This is a genomic window from Streptomyces sp. NPDC002076 (genome assembly GCF_053593835.1).
Window position 1 is genome coordinate 1 of sequence record NZ_JBSFDI010000048.1, and the last position, 22699, is coordinate 22699.

18 protein-coding genes and 3 pseudogenes are annotated in these 22699 nt (G+C 66.3%); 12 read left to right on the forward strand and 9 right to left on the reverse strand.

Annotated elements, in window-relative coordinates; all coding sequences use genetic code 11:
- Positions 1–910: 910 nt before the first annotated feature.
- From ACWCQS_RS45180 to ACWCQS_RS45205, 6 genes are all read left to right on the forward strand, one after another.
- Entirely contained in the window at positions 911–1225 is a 315-nt protein-coding gene (locus ACWCQS_RS45180) for a group II intron maturase-specific domain-containing protein (RefSeq protein WP_451009888.1), read from the forward strand.
- 475 nt (positions 1226–1700) lie between these two features.
- Positions 1701–1967 carry a phosphopantetheine-binding protein gene (locus ACWCQS_RS45185; RefSeq protein WP_451009889.1) on the forward strand — a complete coding sequence of 89 codons (267 nt, stop codon included), beginning with the start codon at positions 1701–1703 and terminating at the stop codon, positions 1965–1967.
- Between the two features lie 92 nt (positions 1968–2059).
- Positions 2060–3175 (forward strand): branched-chain amino acid aminotransferase, encoded by a 1116-nt coding sequence (locus ACWCQS_RS45190; protein WP_451009903.1) that lies wholly within the window; start codon positions 2060–2062, stop codon positions 3173–3175.
- 42 nt (positions 3176–3217) lie between these two features.
- Positions 3218–5221: an amino acid adenylation domain-containing protein gene (locus ACWCQS_RS45195; protein WP_451009890.1), complete on the forward strand. Its 2004-nt coding sequence runs from the start codon at positions 3218–3220 to the stop codon at positions 5219–5221.
- A gap of 5 nt (positions 5222–5226) precedes the next feature.
- Positions 5227–6486, forward strand: coding sequence for a cytochrome P450 (locus ACWCQS_RS45200; protein WP_451009891.1), 1260 nt, complete (start codon positions 5227–5229; stop codon positions 6484–6486).
- A gap of 25 nt (positions 6487–6511) precedes the next feature.
- Positions 6512–7249, forward strand: coding sequence for a thioesterase II family protein (locus tag ACWCQS_RS45205; RefSeq protein WP_451009892.1), 738 nt, complete (start codon positions 6512–6514; stop codon positions 7247–7249).
- An 11-nt stretch (positions 7250–7260) separates the two neighbouring features.
- Here ACWCQS_RS45205 and ACWCQS_RS45210 read toward each other — a convergent pair whose 3' ends face one another.
- Together ACWCQS_RS45210 and ACWCQS_RS45215 are read right to left on the reverse strand one after the other, a co-directional pair.
- Positions 7261–7608, reverse strand: coding sequence for a transposase (locus ACWCQS_RS45210; RefSeq protein WP_451009904.1), 348 nt, complete (start codon positions 7606–7608; stop codon positions 7261–7263).
- Between the two features lie 24 nt (positions 7609–7632).
- Positions 7633–8283 (reverse strand): IS110 family transposase, encoded by a 651-nt coding sequence (locus ACWCQS_RS45215; RefSeq protein ID WP_451009893.1) that lies wholly within the window; start codon positions 8281–8283, stop codon positions 7633–7635.
- A 257-nt stretch (positions 8284–8540) separates the two neighbouring features.
- Between ACWCQS_RS45215 and ACWCQS_RS45220 the strand changes: the two genes are divergently transcribed.
- Both ACWCQS_RS45220 and ACWCQS_RS45225 read left to right on the forward strand, forming a co-directional pair.
- Positions 8541–9290, forward strand: a complete 750-nt coding sequence (locus tag ACWCQS_RS45220) for a thioesterase II family protein (RefSeq protein WP_451009894.1) — start codon at positions 8541–8543, stop codon at positions 9288–9290.
- 243 nt (positions 9291–9533) lie between these two features.
- Complete coding sequence (locus ACWCQS_RS45225; protein WP_451009895.1) at positions 9534–11471, forward strand: RiPP maturation radical SAM C-methyltransferase; 1938 nt, start codon at positions 9534–9536, stop codon at positions 11469–11471.
- Here the strand turns inward: ACWCQS_RS45225 and ACWCQS_RS45230 are convergent.
- Together ACWCQS_RS45230 and ACWCQS_RS45235 are read right to left on the reverse strand one after the other, a co-directional pair.
- Positions 11446–12045: a condensation domain-containing protein gene (locus tag ACWCQS_RS45230; RefSeq protein ID WP_451009896.1), complete on the reverse strand. Its 600-nt coding sequence runs from the start codon at positions 12043–12045 to the stop codon at positions 11446–11448. The genes ACWCQS_RS45225 and ACWCQS_RS45230 overlap by 26 nt on opposite strands.
- A gap of 287 nt (positions 12046–12332) precedes the next feature.
- Positions 12333–12626: pseudogene (locus ACWCQS_RS45235) on the reverse strand (transposase family protein); the annotation flags it as partial.
- 204 nt (positions 12627–12830) lie between these two features.
- On the opposite strand from ACWCQS_RS45235, the pseudogene ACWCQS_RS45240 reads away from it, so the two are divergent.
- Positions 12831–13631 (forward strand): annotated as a pseudogene (locus tag ACWCQS_RS45240) (transposase family protein).
- Between the two features lie 46 nt (positions 13632–13677).
- Here the strand turns inward: ACWCQS_RS45240 and ACWCQS_RS45245 are convergent.
- The 5 genes from ACWCQS_RS45245 to ACWCQS_RS45265 all read right to left on the reverse strand — a co-directional run bounded on the left by ACWCQS_RS45245 (position 13678) and on the right by ACWCQS_RS45265 (position 19377).
- Positions 13678–14727 (reverse strand): LLM class flavin-dependent oxidoreductase, encoded by a 1050-nt coding sequence (locus ACWCQS_RS45245; RefSeq protein ID WP_451009897.1) that lies wholly within the window; start codon positions 14725–14727, stop codon positions 13678–13680.
- A complete protein-coding gene (locus tag ACWCQS_RS45250) occupies positions 14724–15227 on the reverse strand; it encodes a flavin reductase family protein (protein WP_451009898.1) in 504 nt (167 codons plus the stop codon). The genes ACWCQS_RS45245 and ACWCQS_RS45250 overlap by 4 nt, the downstream gene beginning before the upstream one ends.
- Before the next feature lie 102 nt (positions 15228–15329).
- Entirely contained in the window at positions 15330–16043 is a 714-nt protein-coding gene (locus tag ACWCQS_RS45255) for a thioesterase II family protein (RefSeq protein WP_451009899.1), read from the reverse strand.
- Positions 16044–16060: 17 nt separating this feature from the next.
- Entirely contained in the window at positions 16061–16309 is a 249-nt protein-coding gene (locus ACWCQS_RS45260; RefSeq protein WP_451009900.1) for an acyl carrier protein, read from the reverse strand.
- 53 nt (positions 16310–16362) lie between these two features.
- Positions 16363–19377, reverse strand: coding sequence for an AMP-binding protein (locus ACWCQS_RS45265; protein ID WP_451009901.1), 3015 nt, complete (start codon positions 19375–19377; stop codon positions 16363–16365).
- A 367-nt stretch (positions 19378–19744) separates the two neighbouring features.
- Between ACWCQS_RS45265 and ACWCQS_RS45270 the strand changes: the two genes are divergently transcribed.
- From ACWCQS_RS45270 to ACWCQS_RS45280, 3 genes and pseudogenes are all read left to right on the forward strand, one after another.
- Positions 19745–20890: a hypothetical protein gene (locus ACWCQS_RS45270; RefSeq protein WP_451009902.1), complete on the forward strand. Its 1146-nt coding sequence runs from the start codon at positions 19745–19747 to the stop codon at positions 20888–20890.
- 78 nt (positions 20891–20968) lie between these two features.
- Complete coding sequence (locus ACWCQS_RS45275; protein WP_451009905.1) at positions 20969–22192, forward strand: condensation domain-containing protein; 1224 nt, start codon at positions 20969–20971, stop codon at positions 22190–22192.
- 377 nt (positions 22193–22569) lie between these two features.
- Positions 22570–22699, forward strand: a pseudogene (locus ACWCQS_RS45280) (IS5/IS1182 family transposase); the annotation flags it as partial.

A 22699-nucleotide genomic window follows, 5' to 3' on the forward strand; every position in this document is an offset into this window, starting at 1 on the left:
CCCATGGACGCGAACCCTAACTGCAGACTCTGACATCGCTCCGGTCTCGTCTGTCAACTGCCTGCCGACAGCCATAGGAAACGATGTCTTAGGCGAGCATCCCGGCGTCGAGGTCGCCTGCCGTGACGGCTCTCTCATCTACCGTCTGACCCGTGACCAGTCAGTAGCCAGAGGCTGTTTGCAACGGCGTTGGGTCACTGGAGGTACTGACAGTTAGCAGTACCGCTGAGTGGGAGAAGCTCGCGCATACTTGACTCAATCAGAACCCGGAGACGAGGTGAGTTTGCAAGGGACAGGCTCTGGCGGCCACGTCACCGGTGGGAGCTTCAGCACAACTCGTAGGCTTTGTTAGCGCGAGCGGCGAGGTGCGCGGTAGTGCGAGCGCAGTGATTGGCAAGCCGGAAGAACCACGGCTGGGCAAGTGCCCCCGAAGAAGCCGCGAGGCCGCACTGGCGCTCCTCGGCCGTGATCAGGCATCTATGCCCGGCGTAACCTGCAGCTCGATATCGTTACTCGCGGTGGCGGGAGACATTTCAGTGGGTACAGCTATCACGATACATGGGAAAGCATCGCATTAGTCTGGCGGTGACACAATTAGGGTGCTGGCCAGTCATGTGAATTCGGGTCAGCATTTTGATTCCGTGGTGCAAGCAACGTCAATTTCGACGGCACACTGCAAAGAGACGAGATGGATATCGTGACGCATCAAGAAGCATGCAATGGATCACCAGGCATTACAACCGCCGACCATGAAAAGGGCGAGCAGGCCCAACCGCACCTAGAATCGGAGCCCCCCATCGTGTCAGCCCCGGAGCGCCTCGCCCGCCAACTGCATGGTGGCTGCACCTGTATCGAACCCTGAACTGCCCCATGAGGGGAACCGGTTGGCGGAATCGCCCCTCTTAGAGCGATGCGGGTGCTGCGGGACAAGGTCCGCGCGGCCACCGCCCGCTCGAAGACCGAACGGCCCGTGGCCGCCGTGGTCGCCGACCTCAACCTCGTGCTCCGGGGCTGGGCGGCGCACTTCCGTAACGGAAACTCCGGGCGGAAGTTCAACGCGGTCGACGGCTACGTCCACGAACTGGCTGGCCATCTTCGCCAGCCGGAAACACAGACTCCGAGGCCGGAACTGGACCACCCGGTTCACCTACGGGTGGATCACCGGCTCGGGGTCCATCGCCTCACCGGAAACGTGCACAGGGCGACGGCGCATGCCAGTCAGTGAACGATGTCGGAAAGCCGTGTGCGGGAGAACTGCACACACGGTTGGAAGCGGCGGGGGCTGGAAACGGAGCGGAAGCCACCGCGCCAGTCCCCGACCCTACTCAGCGATGCGCTGAAGGTTGGCCCGGCTCTGCGGATCGGGTGCCGGGAGTCGGTTGCGTCTCGCGTGGCGGTGCAAGCGATCTTGCGCTTGGGTGTCCGGTACTCGGCTCGCGATGATCTCTCCGTCGGCGCGGCACGCGACGTGGCGGGTCAGGTGCCGGGAGCGCCCTGGTCGGTCGAAGCGCCGGGCTCGACCTGCACGTTCCGGTCCATTGATCGGCTGCACCACCTGGCGGGACACCATCGGGAGTCCGGCACTCTGAGTCGACCCTGCCCGGTGTCAGTACGTGCGTCCCCAGTCGGTGACCTAACCTCAGCCCTCAAGCATAAGCGTTGTTTCCGACCGCTCCGACACACACCACCCGGGAGGTCTCATGTCCGCTCTCAGCACGCCCCGGCCCGACGGTGGAGAATCCTCTGACTCGCACTGGCTCCAGGCATTTCGCGAGGTCCTCAAGTCCACTGACGTCGACGATGACACCGATTTCTTTGAGGGGGGCGGTCATTCGCTGATGATTCCCAAGCTGTTGCTCTGTTACGAGTCGCTTTCGGGTTGGCGGCCGCCGATAAGACTGGTGTTCGAGTTCTCGTCACCGCGCGAGCTGGAGGCGGAGTCGGCCGTGCTGCGGGGAAGTCGGTAGCGCGATTCGGGTGCCTCGGCGGTCAGGGCCACGCCGGGGATCGCGGCTCGGAATTTATCGGGTCGGGCGGAGCGGTCCACGCGAGATACTGGATGAGGGCAGTAGCCATAGTCGACTTCGAGATCAGTCCAAATCAGAACCCGCTGCCGGATGAGGAGCGCCGAACGGTTGTTGCCACCGCCAAGTTCGGTCAGGTGTTCACTGATCACATGATCACCCTGCGCTGGGACGAAGAGCGTGGGTGGCACGACGGACGGGTCGAGGCCTTTCAGCCTCTTTCCCTGCCGCCGTCGGCGTCGGTCTTCCACTACGGGCAGGAGATCTTCGAGGGGATGAAGGCCTATCGCCAGGAAGGCGGGTCCATCGCCCTCTTCCGGCCGGAACGCAACGCTGCCCGGTTCAACGCCTCCGCCCGCCGGCTCGCGATGCCTGAGATACCGGTGGAGACGTTCGTCCACGCCGTCGAACTGCTCGTACGGCAGGATCGCCAGTGGGTGCCGGACGGCGACGGCAACAGCCTGTATCTGCGGCCGATGATGATTGCCACCCAGCCGACGCTGGGATTCACCCTTCCGTCGAACAGCTATCTGTTCTGTGTGATCGCCGGCCCGGCCCCCGGGTACTTTCGTGGGCGCACCGGGCCGTCGGCGCTGTCCGTCTGGCTGTCCGAGGAATACAGCCGCGCCGCGCCCGGCGGCACCGGATTCGCCAAGGCTGGCGGCAACTACGCCGCGGCGTTCCTGGCCCAACGGAACGCCGTGGACAACGGTTGCGACCAGGTCGTCTGGCTGGACGCGATCGAGCACACGTGGGTCGAGGAGATGGGCGGGATGAACCTCTGCTTCGTCCAGAACTCCGGTGGCTCTCAGACGCTCATGACACCCGCGTTGACCGGAACGCTACTGCCCGGGGTGACGCGGAGTTCACTGCTCCAGCTCGCCGAAAGGCTCGGCCTCGGCTGCGAGGAGGGGCGTATCTCGGTGGATCAGTGGCGCAAGCAGTGCGAAACGGGCCAGATCACCGAGGTCTTCGCCTGCGGGACTGCGGCCGTCATCGCACCGGTCGGACAGGTGCGCGGTACCGACGGCGGATGGACGATCGGCGACGGCCGCCCCGGCCCGGTCACCCTGCGGCTTCGCGAGGAGTTGATGGGTATCCAATACGGCCGCATCCCGGACGAGTTCGGTTGGACGCACCCGGTGTGCTGACCCTTTGGTCGCATCAGGACTGACAGAGAAAGATCTCCCGACTTGAATGAGTTCGATAACCCCAATGGCACGTTTGTGGTCCTGGTCAACGATGAGGAACAGTACTCACTGTGGCCGTCGAAGACAGCGAGCCCGTCCGGCTGGCGGGTGGCGCGGGAGGCCGGATCTCGCGAAGAGTGCCATACGTTCATCGAGTCGACGTGGCCCGACATCCGGCCGGCGAGCGCCCGGGGCACCGCGCCTGAGCACGACCCGGTGGCGCTGATCCACGACCTGGTCGCCGAGCAGGCCGGGCGTACGCCCGGCGCCGTGGCGGTCAGCCACGACGGCGCCGTACTGACCTACGAAGAGCTGCACACGCAGGCCGAGTCGCTGGCCGCCCGTCTGCGATCGGCGGGCGTCGGTGGCGGATCCGTCGTCGCCGTCGTCCTCGGCCGGTCGCTGCCGCTCATCACGACGCTGCTCGCCGTCCTCAAGGCCGGGGGGGCGTACCTGTACCTCGACCCGACCGAGCCGGCCGACCTGCGGCGCCGGATCGTGGCGGACTCCGCCGCCCGGTTCGCGGTCGTCAGCCGCGAGACCGCGGACGCGGTCCCGGAGATCGGCCAGATCCTGTACGCCGACGACGAGACTGCCGACCGGTACGCGCCGGAGCCGGCCGACGAGAAGCCGGTCACGGCGGACACTCCCATGTACGTCTGCTATACCTCCGGGTCCACCGGCGAACCCAAGGGCGTCGTGGTGCCGCACCGGGCGGTCTTCCGGCTGATCGACCAGCCCGGGTGGATCGATGTCCGGCCCGAGGACGTCTTCCTGCAGCTCACCCGCGTCGGGTTCGACGTCTCCACCTTCGAGATCTGGACCCCGCTGGTGCGCGGCAACCGGCTCGCGCTGGCGGGCACGGGCCACGCCGACTTCGGCGAGCTCATCGCCACGGTGCAGAACGAGGGCGTGACCGTCCTGTGGCTCACCACCGGACTCTTCCACAAGATCGTCGACCACCATCTCGACGGCCTCGGCGGGGTCCGCCACCTCCTGGCCGGCGGAGACGTCCTGTCGCCGATGCACGTCCGGCAGCTCATGGAGACCCACCCGCACCTGGTCTTCACCAACGGGTACGGCCCGACCGAGAACACGACGTTCACGACCTGCTGGACGTCGCGCACACCGCCCACCGGTTCCCGGGTGCCGATCGGGCGGGCCGTCGAAGGCACCACGACCATGGTCCTCGACGAAGCGCTCCGGCCGGTGAAGCCGGGCGAGATCGGCGAACTCTGGGTCGGCGGGCCCGGCGTGGCCACCGGCTACCTGCGCAGGCCGGTGGCGACCGCGGAGAAGTTCGTCGCCGACGTCGATCCCGCCAGGCCCGGCGCCCGGATGTACCGTACCGGCGATCTCGTGGTCGCCGACGACACCGGCGACCTCGACTTCCTGGGCCGTGCCGACCGGCAGCTCAAGATCCGGGGCTACCGCGTCGAGCCGAGCACGGTGGAGATGGAGCTGCTGACCCATCCGAAGGTGCAGCGAGCCGTGGTGCTCGCCCACACCGACGGCGCGGGCGACGCCCGGCTCGTCGCCACCGTCGCCGTGGGCGAGCTGCCGGCGGACGAGGCGAAGACCCTGGGCAACGAACTGCGCGACTACCTGCACAAGACCCTGCCCGCGCACCTCGTCCCCTGGGGCATCTTCCCGGTCGCGGACATCCCGCTGAACCGGAACGGCAAAGTCGACCGCTCGGCCCTGCCCGCGGCCCGGATGCCGCGCAACGTCTGGAACGATTACGTCGAGCCCGCCACCGATCTCCAGCGGAAGTTGGCGGAGGTCTGGAGCGAGGCCCTGGAGATCGAGCCGATCGGCATCACCGACGACTTCTTCGAGCTGGGTGGGCATTCGCTGCTCGCGGCCGAGCTGCTGGCCGCGCTGGAGAGCCGATTCAAGGTGGTCATGGCCGCCCGTACGTTGTTCCTGAATCCCACGATCGAGGCTTTGGCCGAAGAGATCTCGCGACGGCTGGACAGCTCCGCCGCCGAGGCCGGACAGGGGTGATGAAGGTGACCGATGTCCAGGAGACACCCGTCCGCCTGGTGGGCAAGTGCCCGGTGAGCCATACGGCGGCGTACGGCGTCGCCGACCCCGTGCTGTTCAGCGACGGCGACTACCGCGCCACCTGGGCTCACCTGCGCGGTCTCGACCGGCTCACCTGGCAGCAGGTGGACGACCGGCGCGGCTTCTGGTCCGTGGTCAAGTACGAGGACGCAGACCGGGTTCTGCGCGACCACGAGACGTTCACGTCCGAGCGCGGCACGATGCTCGACACCCTGGGCACCCAGGACCCCGCGGGCGGCCGGCAGATTCCGGTGACCGACCCGCCGCGGCACACCGGGATGCGCGCGCGCCTGCAGAAAGCGCTCACGCCCAGGTCCCTTGAGACGCAGCACGCGGAGATCCGGGCTCTGGTGCGCGAGCTGTTCGCGCCGCTGGGCGACGGCGGCACCTTCGACTTCGCCCAGGCCATGCTCATGCTCCCCGTGGCGGTGGCCGGGGTCGCCATGGACCTGCCCCGGGCGGACTGGCCGCGGCTGTGCCACCTGCTCAACGCCTCGATCGCGGGCCACGATCCCGACTACCTGGACGCCGACTCCGGCGACGCGGTGGCGACGGTGGACGGCGCGCACCGGGAGCTGTTCGCGTACTTCCAGGAGATCTACCGCGAGCGGAAGCGCAAGCTCGGTGACGACCTCATCAGCGTGCTGATGACCACCCAGGTGGACGGTCGGCCGATGGCGCCCGGCGAGGTCATGTCCAACTGCTACAGCGTGCTGCTCGGGGCGTCGGTGACGACTCCGCACTCGCCCAACTACGTCATGGCCGAGCACCTCGGGGACGGGCTGCTCGACGAGTGGGCCGCCGACATCAGCGTCACCGGGTCGGCGGTCGAGGAGGCCCTGCGGCTCGCGGCGCCCGTGAACTACTTCATGCGCCATGCCACCCGGGACGTCGAGGTGCGGGGCACCACCGTCAAGGAGGGCGACCCGCTCGTCGTCTGGTTCGGATCGGCGAACCGGGACGGGGACGCCTTCCCCGATCCCGACGAGTTCCAACTGCGGCGCAAGCCGAACCGGCACCTCTCCTTCGGCATGGGCCCGCACTACTGCGTCGGCCACACCCTCGCCCGCGCCACCCTGAAGATCCTCTTCGAGGAGCTACTGACCTCGTACCACCGGTTCGAGCCCGCCGGCACTCCGGAACGGATGCGCTCGACGTTCGTGTCCGGTTACAAGCACCTGCCGATCTCGGCACGCCCCCTCTGACGAACACCGAGAGGCAGGAAGCTCCATGTCCGACGGACGTCGCTGGTTCAAGCGATTTCGAAGCCCGGCAGCCGGGGCGACCACGCTGCTGTGCCTGCACCACGCGGGCGGCAACGCGGCGATGTTCCGCGAGTGGCCGCGGCTGCTGCCACCGTCGGTCGACCCAATCGCGGTGCAGCTGCCCGGCCGTGCCGACCGGATCGACGAACAGCCGTACCACTCCATGGACGACCTGGTCGACGGTCTCGTCGACGCCGTAGAGCCGCTGCTGGAGAGGCCGGTCGCCCTGTTCGGAGCGAGCATGGGCGCGCGGGTCGGCTGGTCGCTCGCCCATGCCCTGCGCGAGAGGGGGCTGCCGATGCTGCGCGCACTGTACGTCTCGGCCAGCTCGGCACCGAGCCTTGATCGCGAGGTGCGCGGCTGGAACGGCCCGGACGAGGGTCTGGTGCATTACATGAGGACGCTGGGAGGCACCCCGGCCCAATTCCTCAACGACCCCGAGGTGTTGGGTGAAATCGTGGCCACCCTGCGCGCTGACCTGACCGTGCTCAGTACGCACACGTATCAGCCTGACGTGCTGCTCAATATCCCGATCACAGCCTTCGCCGGCGCTTCCGACGAGGAGTCCTCGCCGCAGCAGCAGGAGCCTTGGGGCAAGGAGACCACCGGTCCGTTCGTCATGAACGTCCTGGACGGCGGGCACTTCCTCGACGCGGATGCGACGAGGCTCGTGATCGACGCTATCTCTGAGGACCTGCGATGAGTTGCCCTGTGTCAAGCCGCCGGTTGTTGATCCTGGTTGAGGATGTATTGGAGGGCGCCGTGGCGGGCGGGGTCGTAGGGGACGCCGTCGTGCCAGGCGCGCCAGATGATGTGTGCCCAGGCGCCGGCGAGGATGCGGACGGCATGGGGGTGGTCGTGGCCGCGGGTGATGGGCTGCTGGTAGAGGATGGCGGCCCGGGGGTTGGCGTGGCGGGAGTCGTCGGCGAAGTTGGTGAGGGCGTCTCTGAGTTGTTTGTCAGCGCCCCGGCGGAAGGTGACGGCTTTGGTCTTGCCGGACTGGCGGGTGGAGGGCGCAACGCAGGCCAGGCAGGCGGGTGCGTCGGTGAGGCGGGCGTGCAGGACGGTGGGGTCGGTGCGTCCGCATCAGCCGACGCTGCGCAGCCAGGCGGCCAGCCGTTTCGGATCGCTGCTGTTGCCGGCGGTCCGCCAGGCGGTTTGGTCGGCAGTGGTGAAGTGTTCGAGGAAGCGCAGGTTGATGTCGAAGCCGATCGCCACGCAAATGGTGGTGGCGGCGGGGAAGACGATCTGCATGTGGGCGCGCAGCTGGTTGGCGACGGCGACCCGGCGGCCGACGAGGTCCTTGCGGGCGCGCGTCAGGCTGCGCAAGGCGGTGGTCGCCGTGCTGTCGCAGACCAGGGCCCGCAGCCGGCGGACGCCGGTGGAGACGGTGTCGGCCAGGACGTAGGCGTCGAAGGGGGCGTCCTTGTTGCTGGCCGAGCCGTAGCACGAGCGGCGGTTCTTCCGCTGCCCGAACGGGATGACGAATACGACCACGGCGGCCTGCAGAAGCGCTTCCACAACCGGACCGTCGGGCCGCTCAATCCCGACCTGCTCGACGCCGGCCTTCAGCAGCCGGGTGATCATTACCCGCAGACCCGCGAGGTCATGTCCCACGCTGAACCGGTCCATCACCTCACCCCCGGGCTCGGCCACATAGACCGCATGGTCGTCCTTGGCCCAGTCCATACCCGCCGTGACTCGCGCGGCATTCGTGGCGTGCTCGACATTCATCATTGTCTCCTCGCTGTGGCAGGAGTGGGAAGGCACCCGGTGGTCCCCGGACACCGCTGCCGATCGCTCACTGATCCGCGCTCGTCGGTGCACAGCCCCGTAGCCAGTCGGGGTGTCCTGGGCCACCGGGCCTCGCAGAATTCATCGCGGACCTCAAAGGTCGAGCGAGCAGTGCGATGGCCCGGTGGGGACCAGGGATTCGTTCGAACCATCGCACCAACGACCCCCATGAGTGGTTCCAACACGAGGAGCGTGGCCCAGTGAGCGGGATCAACGTAGGTCTGCCCCCGAGCAAGTGGTTTCTGCGGGCGCCACTGGCCGAGGTGTCGGCACGCCTGTTCTGCATCCCCTATTCCGGCTGCGGCGCGCTCATGTACCGGCAATGGCCGGACTCCTACCGGGGGATCGATATCTGTCGTCTGCAACCGCCGGGCCGGGAGAACCGTTTCAGAGAGCCTATCTTCGCCACCTACCAGGAGATGGCGGTCGCGCTGGCGGACGCCGTCGAGCCTTACCTCGACGTCCCCTACGGCTTCTTCGGTCACTGCGGTTCCGCCCTCGCGGCGTACGAGGCGGCCGCGGAGATCGAGCGGCGCGGCTGGCCGGCGCCGAGCGGCCTGTTCATCTCGTCGCAGGTCGCACCGCAGGACGGACCGGCCGGGCGCTGGCTCGTGATGAGCCGGTCCGAGCTGAAGGACGAGCTGGACAAGCTGACCATCGCGATGGGCGGCACCCCGATCCCCGAGCTAAGTGACGTCTATCTGGACATCCTCGAAGAGGACATCGCGGCCAACAAGCGGTACGTCATGCCGAATCCACAGCGGCTGGCGACGCCAATCACCACGATCGGGTGGAGTGAGGACCTCGAGGTCGACCATCGGCAGATGGGTGGGTGGACGGCCTGCGGGGAAACGCATTTCGTGCTCCTCGACGGCCCGCACCAGCATTTCATCAGCGGACCGGCGGAACTCTTGGAGATCTTCGCCGCGAGACTTCCGACCCTGGACTGATGATGGCTGGTCGGCCAGGGAAGAGGTGAGTCGAGGATGAGCACGGACTAACCGCTGTTTACGGTGATGGTCAACCACCAGGACCAGTATTCGTCCTGGCTTGGGCATTGCCCTTCTGTGTCGTGTTCGACAAACTCCACCTACGCAGATCTCACGGATATCGTGGCGAAGAACCGGCCCGATCCTGTCGGCGGCAGCGCCGACTGAGGCCCCCCATCTGCAGCTGAACCATAAGGAGCTTCGATGCTGCGTCTAGCGCTGGTGAACATGCCCTTCGCCGCCTGGAACCGCCCGTCTTTCGCACTGGGCCAGCTCGCGACCGTCATACGACGTGAACTGGGTTCCGATGTCTCGGTTGATGTGAACTACTTGAACCTGGACTTCGCAGAATATCTTGGTATATCGGCCTATGAATCGATCACGGAGAAGCTGGAGCACTTGCACACTGGCGTTGGTGACTGGCTGTTCAGGGAGATCGCCTTCCCGGATGCAGCCGATAATTCGGACAAGTACTTCCGCCGATTCTATCGGGGCGACGAGTGGGACGAGTTCCGCGATCTCATTCGCGAACGGCGGGCGGGACTGCGCGAAATGTGTCTCGACCTAATCGACCGTCACCGGCTAGCCGAGGCCGACGTGGTGGGGTTCACCTCGATGTTCGCTCAGAATGGGGCGAACATCGCGATGGCGCAGCTGATCAAGGAACGCAATCCCGACGTCGTCACCATCATGGGTGGTGCGAACTGTGAGGTGCCGATGGGCGCGGTCCTCGCGGAGAGGGTGCCTGCGCTCGACTACGTCTTCTCCGGTCCGTCGCTCGACACGCTCGTGGCCTTCATGAAGTACCGGGTGGCCGACCGGCTGGCCGAAGCCGATGAGATTCCGGGAATCCTGTCCCAGCGTAATTGCAGGGATCCGCGCTTCCGTAAGTCCATCGGCGCCGATCACGACATCGATGACCTTCTGTTGCCGGACTACGACAGTTTCTTCGCCGCGCTGACGGAGCACCCGAGGCTCACGGAGACGAACCCGGCCGGACCGACCCTTTTCTTCGAGACATCCCGCGGTTGCTGGTGGGGAGAGCGTTCGCACTGCACATTCTGCGGACTCAACGGGCAGAGTATGAACTACCGTTCCATGGATCCGGAGAAGGCTGTGGAACAGTTTAACTGGCTGTTCGGCTTCGCGTCCCAGTGTTCCTCACTCTACTGCACGGACAACGTCCTGCCGCGCAGTTACCCCCGGGAAGTCCTTTCCCGGCTCAGCACGCCTCCGGACGTTTCCATCTACTACGAGGTCAAGCTGCCGCTGAGTCGTAGCGACATGGCGACCATGGCCACGGCCGGCGTCAACATTGTCCAGCCAGGCATCGAAGCCCTGGCCACCTCGACGCTGAAGCTGATGGGCAAGGGCACCACCGTCTTCCAGAACCTGCAATTCCTGAAGAATTGCGTGGAGTACGGCATCGAGCCGGATTGGAACCTGCTGATCGGTTTCCCGGGCGAGCCTGCTTCGGTGTATGAGAAGTACCGGCAGGACCTGCCGCTACTCAGCCACCTGCCACCACCGCACGGCGTGTACACGGTGCGCTTCGACCGGTTCAGCCCCTATTTCAACCGCCGTGAGGAATACGGCCTGGACCTGTATCCGATGGATTATTACGGGCTCATCTACCCGTTTAATGGCGAAGACCTCGCGGACCTGGCCTACTTCTTCGCCGACCACAGCTTGGCCCCGTACCAGATCCACTCGGCAGAGCACCACGATGCCTTGCGGGACCTGGTGGCGCAATGGCGGGAGGCATGGCAGGAGCACGGCGGACGGACGGCCCTCCGTGAACTGCGGCTGGTCGAGGACGGGCCGGATGGCTGGACGATCTACGACTCCCGGTTCGACACGCTGTTGACGCACCGGGTCGACGCCGCGACGCGCGACCTGTTGCATCGGTTGACGTCGCCGGTCCGCCGGGACCAACTGCTCAAGGGATGGTCCGGCGGGCCGGACGATCTCGACCGTCGGCTGGCCTGGCTGCGCGAGCAGGGGATGCTGTTCACCGAGGGCGACCGGATGCTCGGGCTCGTCCTAGGTGAGTTCGAGCCGGGCGAGGCGTCCGGTCCCGAACCGGCGGCCGAGCTTCGGCAGTTGCCACTGACGGTCATTCAACGGCCGAACCAGCCGTAGCCGCGCGGACGACCCCGGCGAGCGCCTCCGCGATCCGTTCGGCCATCTCCTGGAAATCGGACCGGTTCGCGTGCAGGAGCGCCATCGTCGCACCGCCGTCGGGTTCGAGCCGTGCCTCCGCCACCATCTCCCGGCTGGTGGGTTGGAACACCTGCACTGGCAGACCTCCTGTGCTCAGCACGGTTGCTGGCCTGATCTGCAGGGCGAAGAGCAGATCGTGCGGGGGACGGCCACGACCGTCCCCCGCACCAAGCAGGCGAGTCACCTTGGGCAGCGGCAGATCCTGGTTGCTCAGGGCGTCCGTCATCTCCGTGCGGCACTCCGTGACCGTTGCATCGAGCCCTTGTCCGCAAGCACGTAGTCGCAGGCTCACGGCGTCCAACAAACAGGTGACTACGTCGGCCAGGGTTGGATGACCGCGTTTGGCCACCAGGACGCCGATAACCATGTCGGTGGCGCCGGTGACCGAGCTCACCGCCTCGGCCAGCGCCGCGACCAGAGCGTACGAGATGGTGGCACCACGGCGACGGGCCGCGCTCGCCAGCCTTTGCATCGCCTCGGCGGAGAGGGTCACGGTGACGGGGTCTGTGACTGGTGCCGCCGGCACGTGGGTGTTCCGGGGCGAGAACGAGCAGCCGTGGCGCGTCTTCCAGCTTGTCCTGCCAGTACTGCCGCTGCGCGTCGAGATCCGCTAGGTCCAACTGGGCCTGATGACAGTCGTGAACCTCCGCCAGGGACAGAACGGGACGGGAGTACGCGGGTGTGCGTCCCGCCGTTCGCGCGGCCACGGCCGTCGCCAGATCCTCGGCCACCAGGTGCTCGCACCACTCGTCGTAGAAGGAGTGGTGCACGGAGGTGTTTTCATCCTGACGCGGCTGCGACGTGCAGAGTGAGCACGGCCTTGACGATCGCGGTGATGCGGTTGGTGCTCCAGCGCAACTTCCGCAGCAGACGCCAGCTCTTGAGCGTGGCCATGGCTTGCTCACCGACGCAGCGGATCTTGGCGTGGGTGGTGTTGTGGCGTCGTTGCCACCGCTTGAGGCGTCGCCCCTTGAACGGGACTCGAACCTTCCCAGCCGCGCCCTGGTACGCCTTATCCGCCCAGCACTTGAGGCCGGTCTCGGCGAGGGCGTCAATGAGCTTCTTCAGAGTGGCCACCGATCGGGTGACGCCGCGACGGCGACTCAATGCGATCGGGGCGCCAACTGCCCTGCCTGACGACCTCGTCAACACACTCGGCGACATCACCCGCCGGAGGGACGGCTGAAGAAGCTCACTGAACCTCTTTCATCCTGTGCTGGCGGGTGAAATGGGCTGGTCAGCGGGCGTGGTGACGAGGCAGGGCCCCTCGTCGTTGGCGTGGTGATTCCACTCAGCACACCGGCGACCGAAGGGGCCCTGTTGGTTCCGTATCCTGCCACGGTCGACGTCCCGCATGAGCTCGTCGAGCATGTTGCCTGGCTCCTGTACGAGCACCGCCGGGCACGCAACACCCGCTGGCGGAAGCTCGGCTGCTTCGACCAGGCACTGCTCACGCTGGTCCACCTGCGCAAGAACGAGACGTTCGCCCAGCTCCGCGCCGGGTTCGCGATATCGCAGGCCACCGCCTGGCGCTACGTGGACGAGGCCCTGGAGGTGCTGGCTTCCTGAGCCCCCAGCCTCCACGAAGCCCTCACCGGCCTCGGTGAGGGCGACCACGTCATCGTTGACGGCACACTGATCCCCACCGACCGCGTCGGCGCCGTTCAGCCGTACTACTCGCAGAAACACAAGAAGCACGGCATGAACGTGCAGGTCATCGCCCGCCCGGACGGCACACCAGTTCTCCCGCGCGATACCCGGCCGCACACATGACCTGACCTCGGCCCGCGCCCACGGCATCGTCCAGGCTGCCTGACCCGACAGATGCTTGTGCTGGCAGACCGCGCCTACCAGGGCGCTGGCGCCACCTTCCGCACCCCGTACTACCACCACAGCGAACAGCCCGAGCACTACCAGCAGTTCAACCGCGACCACGCTCGACTCCGAGCTCCCGATGAACGCGCCTTCGCCCGACTCAAGTCCTGGCGCATCATGCGCAGAGCACGCTCCTCCACCCGCCGCGTCAGCCGCACCGTCCAAGCCATCCACGTGCTACTGACCTGCGACTCTTCAGGATAAAAGAGGTTCAATCACTCGCCGTCTCCGCCCGTTGGACGGGGCCAATTCAGGAACGGTCCGATTCGTTGATCCGCCGCACCAGGTCGAGAGCCGACGCCACACCTTCTGAACCTCCGACAGACAATCCGATCTCGAACTTGCGAACCTCCCGGGATCGCAGGGTTTCGATCCTGGACCGCACCTCCGCCTCGGTGCCGGCGATGAGGAATCGGTCGCTCAGGTACTCCCAGACTCCAAGGTCCATCGCGGCCTCGATGTACTCCTGCCTTCGCATGGTCGACTGGTGTCCGTGCTGCGAGAGGTCATACAGCTCGCCGAGCTTTCTGACTCCCTCCTGGAATTCGGCCGGAATCAGCTTCGACGAACTATTAAATCTGGCGAAATGATGCGAGAGCGAGGCCACGAGCCAACCGGCATCGGTCACCGCGCGATCCGAGTCATCGTTGATGCTGATGGCGCCAGCGGTCCAGACGAGGTCGATGCCCTCTAAGTCCCGGTTCGCCCGCTCAGCTCCTCGCCGCACCACACTGAGCACTTCACGGACGACGTCCTCGCTGTGTCCGAGACCGATGAAGATCCCGTCCGCCGTCTCCGCAGCCAGTTCGAGCGATCGCAGCCCGTGAGCCGCCAGATAGACGGGCACGTGCACGCCCAGCCCCCGCTTCAATCTCAGATCCGTCTCCTGCCAGCGGGCACGGCCGTCTCGAAGGAGTGCCCGGACACACATCACGTACTCCCTGAGGTGCTGCAACGTCGCTGCGCGCCGCCCCAGGTTGTACACTCCGCTGTCACCCGTGCCCATACCGAGGAACACTCCGCCTTGAGCTGCTTCGGAGAGGCTGGCGATTGCTCTCGCGGTCACTACCGGGTGCCGAGTGACCGGATTGGTGACCGCCACCCCGATCGGTACCGTCGAGACGCGCTGCGACAGCACGCCGAGCGTTGTCCAGCAGTCCGGAACACCGGCCGGCGAGTCCCACACCCCGATCTGAGCGGCGCCGTGTGACTCCGCCAGCACGGCCGCTGTGACCGCTTCCGCCACGGAACCCGCGCCGATGTTTACTTCGACCTCGATGGACCGGCTGTTGGCCGTCATGGGCAAACTTCCTTGTGTGTGCCAGGGTCCGCCAGGCGTACGTAGCGCCCACGGTTGCGAACGAGCGGAGCCCCGTCCGCGGCTGATGCCGCCCGGTCGACTCTGGAGACAACGATGTAGTGCTCCCCGGCCCGGTATTTGTCCGTCACCGTGCACTCCAGCCAGGTCAGCACACCGTGCAGCACGGAATTCCCATCGGCCGAGAGTGTCCAGGCGACGTCGTCGAACTTCTCCGTGCCGCTGCTCGACAGCCGCGCCGATACGTCCTGTTGATCCTCACTGAGGATGTTGATGCAGATGCCCTCGCCGGTACGCATCCGTGGCCAGGTGCGGTTGGTGGCCGCGATGCAGAAGAGCACCAGCGGTGGATCTAGGGACACTGACGTGAACGAGGAGACCCTAATCCCGATGGTCGACCGACGTCGGGCGCGGTCAGGCTGGAGAGGTCGATGGGAACCGAGCCGACTTCGCCGGCTCGGGCTGGATCGCCCAGCCCCCACTCGAGCGGGTGATTCACCTGTTCTCTCGACATGCTGCCTTCCTGGCCGGACTCGCGGACACGCGGGACGATGATCGTCGTGACCGGCGGGGCCGGGTCCGAGTCAGGAGACCGGTTCGGCCAGGGCCGCTGTCGCGGTGGTCATCACCTGCTCAGGCGACTCGACCAGGTACATGTGACCGCCGGGTGACTCACGGAGACGGAAGTCACGCGCCGTGGCCTTCCTCCACCCGGCGGCCTGGGACGCACTGACCAGGTGGTCGTCTTTTCCGCGCAGTGCGGTGATCGGGATGCGCAAAGGTTCGACCGAGTCCGGCCGATAGTTCGCGTGCATCTCGACATCGGCGCGTAGCGCCGGCAGAAGCAGGTCGAGCAGGTCGGGATTGGCTAGCGCCTCATGCTGGTAGCCGGTGAGTTCCTGCGCAGTGGCGACGAGCTCATCGTCCGCGAGGCCACTGGCCAGTTGGCTCCGGTCGCTCCACGGTCCCGGTGAGCCGCTCACGATCAAGTGGCACAGGTCGACGGTGGGGACGTCCTGCAGGCGGCAAGCGACCTCGTAGGCGAGCATCGCGCCCAGGCAGTGCCCGAAGAGCACTACCGGACGCCCACCCGTTCGCTCGATCACCTGCGGTGCTAGTGCGTCGGCCGCCTTGGACAGGTCGCGGAACGGCTCCTCGAGGATCAGTTCCTCTCGGCCGGGGAGCTGGAGTGGCAGGATCGCCAGGCTGTCTGGCTGCTTGCGATACTGCTTCTGCCAGGCCCGGTAGAAACTGGCGCCGCCTCCGGCGAACGGGTGACAGACCAGGTAGGGCTTCATGTTCGACCCCCTTCTCGTCAGGCTTGGGAGCTCTCGATGTATGCCGACAGACTCTGGGGCGAGGCGTGCGTGAAGACCTCGCGCGGCCGGATGTCCACACCGAGGACGTCGTAGACCCGGCCGACAATCTTGAGGACGTCCAGAGAGGTGGCCCCGTTCTCGAAGAGATCCGACGTCTCGTCGAGGTCCTCCTCCACAAGCACTTCGCACCAGATCTCGGTGAGCGCGGCGGTGCGGTCCGAGTCGTTCCGGTACTCGGTCTTCATGGTTAGCGGCTCCGCTTGTTCGTCGTTGTCCAGTTCGCCGTTCACGGCGAGGCTCAGGTCGTCCCGGTGAAGCGCTCCACCAGTTGCCGCCGCTCACCTCTGCGACCGCTGTCGCGGTCGTCCGTGAGCCGGGCGACCACACCCGCGCTGACCTTCCGGGCCGTGCTCTCGGTCACCAACGCGGTCTCGTAGCTGACCCGCACGGTCGACGCGATGCCATCGTCCGCGAGCAGTTCGACCAGGAGCGGAACGTGGAGGCGAAGGCACGGCAGCTCGATCGGGCGCACCGTGCAGCCGTCGAGTCGGAGCTCAGCGCTCGGCGAGTCCTGCACCGCGCCGATGACCTGATAGAGCTGCCGGCCCGCCGACCCGGCGAACCGGGCCACCTCGGCGATGGACAGGTCGTTGTTGCGCAGCGCGGCGAGAACCGTGCTCTCGTGAGCGACGCGGGTCCGCAGCCGGACGCACATCGTGTCGATCAGGCAGGTGATGGTGTCCTGCAGAGCCGGGGTGGAGCGCTGGGACACCGGAACGCCGATGGTGAGGTCCTCGACGCCGGTGACGTCGACCAGCGTTTCGCCCAGCGCGGCGATGAATGGCGGAAGGAGGCCGCCTCCGATGGAGCGCCGGCCCAAGAAATCCGCCTGTTCCGGCGTCAGGGGAACATCGAGCGTCGCCACGCCGGCCTCCGTGCCCTTCGTAGGCGTGACCCACGGCGCCGGGCCCACCTGGAGTCCAGCCAGTTCCTTCGCCCAGTACTCCCGTTGCACCGCGAGATCCGCCAGGCTCCGGATCCGCTGCGTCTCCGCGTAGATCTCCGACGGCGCGGCGACCGAACGCGCGAACCGGGCATCACGTCCCTCACACCGCGCGCGGTACGCCTCGACCAGATCCTCCACGAAGATCCGCTTGGACCATCCGTCGAACGCGATGTGGTGAACGGACACGCCGAGGACCCATCGCCTGGGTTCTTCGAGCCGGCAGAGCACCGCACGCCAGACCTCCCCGTCGAACAGGGAAAAGGCCCGGTCGAGGGCGGCCTGCACCTGCCGCTGGGCGGTTGCCTCGTCCGGGGCCTCGATGTGCTCGACCGTGACCGGGCGCTCGGTGGGATTCCAGGTGGCCCGGTCCTCGAAGACGTAATGGCCCTGGAGGAACCGATGACGGCGGTGGACATCGTGCAGCGCCTCAGCGAGATGTTCGGTGTTGAGAGCGCCGGCGATGTGCCAGGCGAAAAGGAGGTGGTTCTGCGTGTCGTCGCCGTCGAGGTGCTGCAGGAGGAATCCAGACTGCATCCCGCTCAGCGGGGCCGGCGCGTCCGCGTCCGCCCTGCTCCCGAGGGCGTTCATTGCCGCGGACCGCCTGGTGATCCAAGCCCGCATCGCGTTGGGCGACGGGTGGCCGCGCACGACCGATGCGGGAATGCTGAGACCGGTCATCTGGCTCAGGGCCGTGCACAGACGAATCGCGCTCAGCGACGTGCCGCCAAGGTCGAACAACGAGGCATCGGGATCCACCGGTTCACCGCCGAGGATCCGACTGAACGCCGCCTCGATCGGATCACTGGGATCGTCCTGCGCCCGGGCTGCGGTCAACTCCACGACGGCGGAGTGCAGCGCGGCCGTGTCGAGCTTCCCGTTGCTGGTCAGCGGCAGGGCATCAAGCCGGACGATCACCTCCGGAGCCCAGTTTGGCGGCAGGTCGGCCACCAACGCGCTCCTCAGGCACTTCTCGTCCAAGTGGTCGCCAGCCGGGACCACGGCGAGGGCCAGGGACTCCGGCTGGCCGGAGAGGCCGAGCAACGGGAGCGCGGCGCACTGCGCGACGCCTTCGAAAGTGCACGCCGTCCGCTCGATCTGGCCCGCGTCGATCCGGTGTCCACGGATCTTCAGCTCGCGGTCGCGACGCCCCGTGAACGTGAACACGCCGCTGGTGTTCCTACTGCCGTAGTCCCCGGTGCGGTACACCCGCAGACGGCGGCCACCTACCAACACCGAAGTGAACTTGGCCGCCGTCAACGCCTCTTCGCCGAGGTATCCGGGAGACACCCCGTCGCCGGAGATACACAGCTCCCCGATCTCGTCGGGGTCACACTCCCGCTCGCCGTCCAGCACGTGCACGCCGGTGCGGGGTATCGGTCGGCCCAGCGGGATGGCGTCGCGGGTATCGCCGGGTGCCACGCGGTGCATCAGGGCGAAGACCGTCGACTCTGCTGGGCCGTAGCCGTTGAAGAAGGCGATGTCCGGATGGGCCGCCAGGAAGCGCGCGACGTGCCGGGGAGAAAGCACTTCGCCGCCGGCGATAACGAGACGCATGCCTTCGAAGGCGGACACGTCCGCGTCGACCAGCACGTTGAACAGCGAGGAGGTGAAGAAGGCGGTGTTCATGCCGTGGTCCGAGATCTCACGACGTAGCTCGTCGGGCGCAATCGCCCGCTGCTGCCGGAGCACGCATACGCCGCCACGCAGGAGCGGGCCCCATACCTCGAGCGGAAACGTGTCCCAGGCCGAGGAGCCCAGGTGCGGCATCACCGTCGCGTCGTCCATGAACGGGATGCCCTCCCCGGTGAACAGCCGCAGGGTTGCGTCGTGCGTCGAGAGCACGGCTTTCGGCTCGCCGGTGCTGCCCGACGTGAAGAAGACCGTTGCGGCGTCGGAGCCAACGGCGCGGACCGGTTCCCCGGTGTGGCCGACGAATGGGTCCAACCTAGGCAGCTCGATCTCCCGCCGGAAACAGCCGCGGGACCGACCCGGGGCGGCGACCGCGAGTGCGCCGCCGAGAATCTCGTCGATCCGTCGAAGGCGCCGCGCGTTCCACTCCAGGTCCATGACCGCGTACGCGGCGCCCAGCTTCAGCACACCGATGGCCGCGGCGATCAGTGCCGGTGACGTCTCCAACTGAAGAGGGACGATGCTGCCGGCTCGAACCCCCTCCGCGGCCAGCCACCGGGCGACCGCGTCGGACCAAGCATCGAGCTGCCCCCGACTGATGATCTCATCGCCGTGGATCAGCGCGGGGCGCTCAGGATCCGCCTGAGCGAGGTCATGCAGAACCATATGGATGGACACGGTCGGCTTCCTTCGTCAAAGTCGGAACAGATCTCGTTCGCTCGCTTTCGTCTCAGTCGTCGTCCGGTTTCAGCCGAGGCGCATCGAGCAGCTCATGGCGCATTGCGTCGATCCGCGTAGCAATACAGTGGGACGAGCACCAGTCAGTGCTTGACCGACCTCCCGAGTCTAAGTTGGCCGCTCCTCGCATCGTTCCTGATAGATAGCAGATAGCCGGTCGGCTCCGCTCCTGCGATCTGTAAGGACTGCGGTTCCCCCTACTTCACTATGGTGAACCGGACTACTTGATGCGGGTCCGGTCGTGGCAGAAAGGGGGGACATGGCGGGCAGGCTACCGTTGCTCAGCACACAACTCGGCTTCCTGCTCATGGCGGAACGCACCGGTCGGCGAGTCGCCACAAACCGGCTCTTCCGTCTGCCGCCTGCCGTGTTGTCGGCGGACGATCTGAATCTGGTCCTGCGCTCGATCATGCTGCGAAATCCCACCCTGTCCTGTCGCCTGGGGATTTCGCGAGGCGAGGCGTACCAGGAACGATGTTCGGACGCCTACGACTTCGCTGAAGTGCGGGCGGAGGACGAAGCGGCCGTCGCTCGACTTCGCCTAGCGGTCATCGATGAATTCGAGAACGCCCTGGACGGCGCCGCGCTGGCGGCACGTCTCGTTCGCACCCACGAGGCCGACTATCTGCTGATGGTTTTCGACCACGCTCTGGTCGACGGTGAGTCGCAGGCAACGATGGTCCAGCAGTTGGCTGCCCCGGAGCCGGCCGCGGACGGGCTCGGGGAGCGCTTCGAAGCCGCTGTCCGGGACCGGGCCGAGTTCGAGAAGGCTGCCACCGCCGACGGACGCGGAATTGCCTTCTGGACAGACCGTTTGAAGAACTTCCCCGACGAGCTTCCGCCGGGGACTGTCCCGACGACCCCGGAACGCGTCTCCGTCGTCGGCCTCCCGGGCGTCGCCCGCCCGAGCGCCTTACGTGGCTCCTACTTCCCGTATGTCCTCTTCTCGATCCACCGCGCCTTGCGCGATGTCACGGGGGCCGAGGCCACCGTCATCGCCTACGCCTGGGGACACCGGAGCGCGGCATTCTCCGACGTCACCGGGTGTTTCCTGAACACGGTCATCTCGCTCGACCGGACCGGACCGCGCGGGGCGATGGCTGACTTCCTCGGCGACTGGTATCTGGAGATCGAGCACGCGGATATGCCCTTCGTCTCGGTCGCCGGGCTCGGATCCGCCTTCTCCGGCTCGGTCTCGGGGATGCTCGCCTACGCGGCCGCGACCGAGGGCAGCGTGAACGTCGCCGGGATCGAGGCGATCGAGATCCCGCCACAGTACGGCCGAAACCAGCCGATTCAGGCGTTCACCGCTGCCGCGACGGTCCGAAAGCACGAGATCGGGCTCGAACTGATGGTGAACAAGGAGGCCGGCTATGAGGTCCAGGACCTGGGTGCCCGCTGGCACCGCCGGCTGAGCGAAGTGTTGTCGAGTTCTCCCGAACGGCGATCCTGACAACCTGATTCATGGAGGGCGAAGTAAATGACTGTGGGCCGGGCTGGGATCACGCGGGGTCCGACATCGCTCGCCGAGATGGCTCGATTGACAGGCGAGTTCGCGGGGTGGCACAACATTGTCTATAACGTAGTGTGGCTCACCGGCAAGCTGGACATCGCCGCCGTTCGTGAGGCGTGGCGCGGAGTCTGCCTGCGTAACGACATTCTACGCCGGGCCTACCTGTCGTCGGACGAAGCCTGCACATACGACGACATGTTGGGCGAGTTGGAGTTCTATGCCGCCGACTCGGACTCGGAGGCACTCAACACGATACGCCGGTTCATCGAGCCCCCTTTCGACCTCGCCGGCCTCGGGTTGTCGCGGATCGCGATCGTTCAGCGCGATGAACACCGGCACCTCTTCGCGATAGTGCTGGACCACATCATCGTCGATTTCGTGACGTGGGACCGCCTGATGAGGGATTTCGCCGAGCTCTACGAGCGCGCCGCCCAAGGGTCGAGCCTTGACCGGAAGGTCGAGCAGAACGCGTATCACGACTTCGCCGTGCTCGAGCGCCGCGAACTGTCCGGCACCTGGGGTGAGAAACGTCGGGCCTTCTGGCACGCCCAGACCGAAAGGTTCGGAATGTTTCCTCCCCCCTTTCCGATCGACTACGAACTGAAAGGCGAACCCAGGAGCACCTTGGTGCAGCACGAATTGCCGGCAGACGCGAAGGTGAGAGTCCTCGATCTCGCCAGACGGGGCCGGGCGACCCCGTTCGCGACCGTGGCCGCCGCGGTGCTGGCGGGCGTGCAGGAGGCCACCGGCACCTCGACCGTGGGGGTCAGCACCAATTATCACGGGCGTGTGCTGCCCGGCACGTCCGACATCGCCGGCCTGTTCGTCCAGAAGGTCCCCCTGCACCTGACCACACGGTCGCGTCATCCGGAGGAGACGGTTCGCGAAGTATTCGGCCATACGCTCGACGTGTTCGAGCACAGCCTTGCGCTCTGGTCCGTCGGACAGCTCTGGAACGAAAACCTGGCGCATATCGACCGGGAAGCCGGGGTGCAGGTGAGCTTCGGCAACCAGCGAACGATTTCTATTAGGGAGTCGCTGCTGACCGGAATCAAGGCGGAGACCGTTTTCATGTACGTGCCAGGCCAGATGACTTGGCCTAAGACCATCCAGATCGAGTGGCAACTCGGTGGGCCAGCCCCACAGATCGTCGTCTGCTACAACGAAAGCTATTTTCCGGGCGAGCTGGTCCAAACGATGCTTCAGACCGCTGAGAACTTCGTGCTCTCGACGAACCGATAACGATCGAGGAGCCAGACCAGCATGAATCCGCCCTGACTTACCTGGAACAAGTTGATGGAATGCTGGTCGGTCTCTGATCCTGCGGTCGCCCGGCTGATCCTGAATCACCCGGGATTCTCTTCCCAGACCGCGGCGCGCTCATAAGAGCTCTACATGACCGACATGGCTCGCGAAGAGTATTCTGAGCTAGCCGAATTCCTGTCACTGTGGTTCATACACACCGATGGCCCGCAGCACCTCCAGCTGCGTGGGCCGGTGCAGCGATTGCTGTCCCGGTTCGCGATCTGCTCCGGACTCCTCGCCATGACCCGCCGGCGGTCGCCGCGGTGCGCTTACAGTCCATTTCGTTTGGTGTGATCTTGCGGCATGCTGTTCGCGTGTCGAGCGAGTTGGTCGAGCGGATGGTGCCGGGCGGATTGTGGGAGCTGTTTCAGCGGGTGGTGCCGCCGGCTCCGGTGCGACCGCAGGGTGGCGGTCGCAGACGGCACGGTGACAGGGAGGTCCTGG

Coding starts and splice junctions, on each gene's coding strand:
- ACWCQS_RS45275 (WP_451009905.1), top strand. CDS start 20,969: ATGGCTCGATTGACAGGCGAGTTCGCGGGGTGGCACAACATTGTCTAT.
- ACWCQS_RS45180 (WP_451009888.1), top strand. CDS start 911: ATGCGGGTGCTGCGGGACAAGGTCCGCGCGGCCACCGCCCGCTCGAAG.
- ACWCQS_RS45190 (WP_451009903.1), top strand. CDS start 2,060: ATGAGGGCAGTAGCCATAGTCGACTTCGAGATCAGTCCAAATCAGAAC.
- ACWCQS_RS45245 (WP_451009897.1), bottom strand. CDS start 14,727: ATGACGGCCAACAGCCGGTCCATCGAGGTCGAAGTAAACATCGGCGCG.
- ACWCQS_RS45225 (WP_451009895.1), top strand. CDS start 9,534: ATGCTGCGTCTAGCGCTGGTGAACATGCCCTTCGCCGCCTGGAACCGC.
- ACWCQS_RS45205 (WP_451009892.1), top strand. CDS start 6,512: ATGTCCGACGGACGTCGCTGGTTCAAGCGATTTCGAAGCCCGGCAGCC.
- ACWCQS_RS45255 (WP_451009899.1), bottom strand. CDS start 16,043: ATGAAGCCCTACCTGGTCTGTCACCCGTTCGCCGGAGGCGGCGCCAGT.
- ACWCQS_RS45185 (WP_451009889.1), top strand. CDS start 1,701: ATGTCCGCTCTCAGCACGCCCCGGCCCGACGGTGGAGAATCCTCTGAC.
- ACWCQS_RS45215 (WP_451009893.1), bottom strand. CDS start 8,283: ATGATGAATGTCGAGCACGCCACGAATGCCGCGCGAGTCACGGCGGGT.
- ACWCQS_RS45260 (WP_451009900.1), bottom strand. CDS start 16,309: ATGAAGACCGAGTACCGGAACGACTCGGACCGCACCGCCGCGCTCACC.
- ACWCQS_RS45270 (WP_451009902.1), top strand. CDS start 19,745: ATGGCGGAACGCACCGGTCGGCGAGTCGCCACAAACCGGCTCTTCCGT.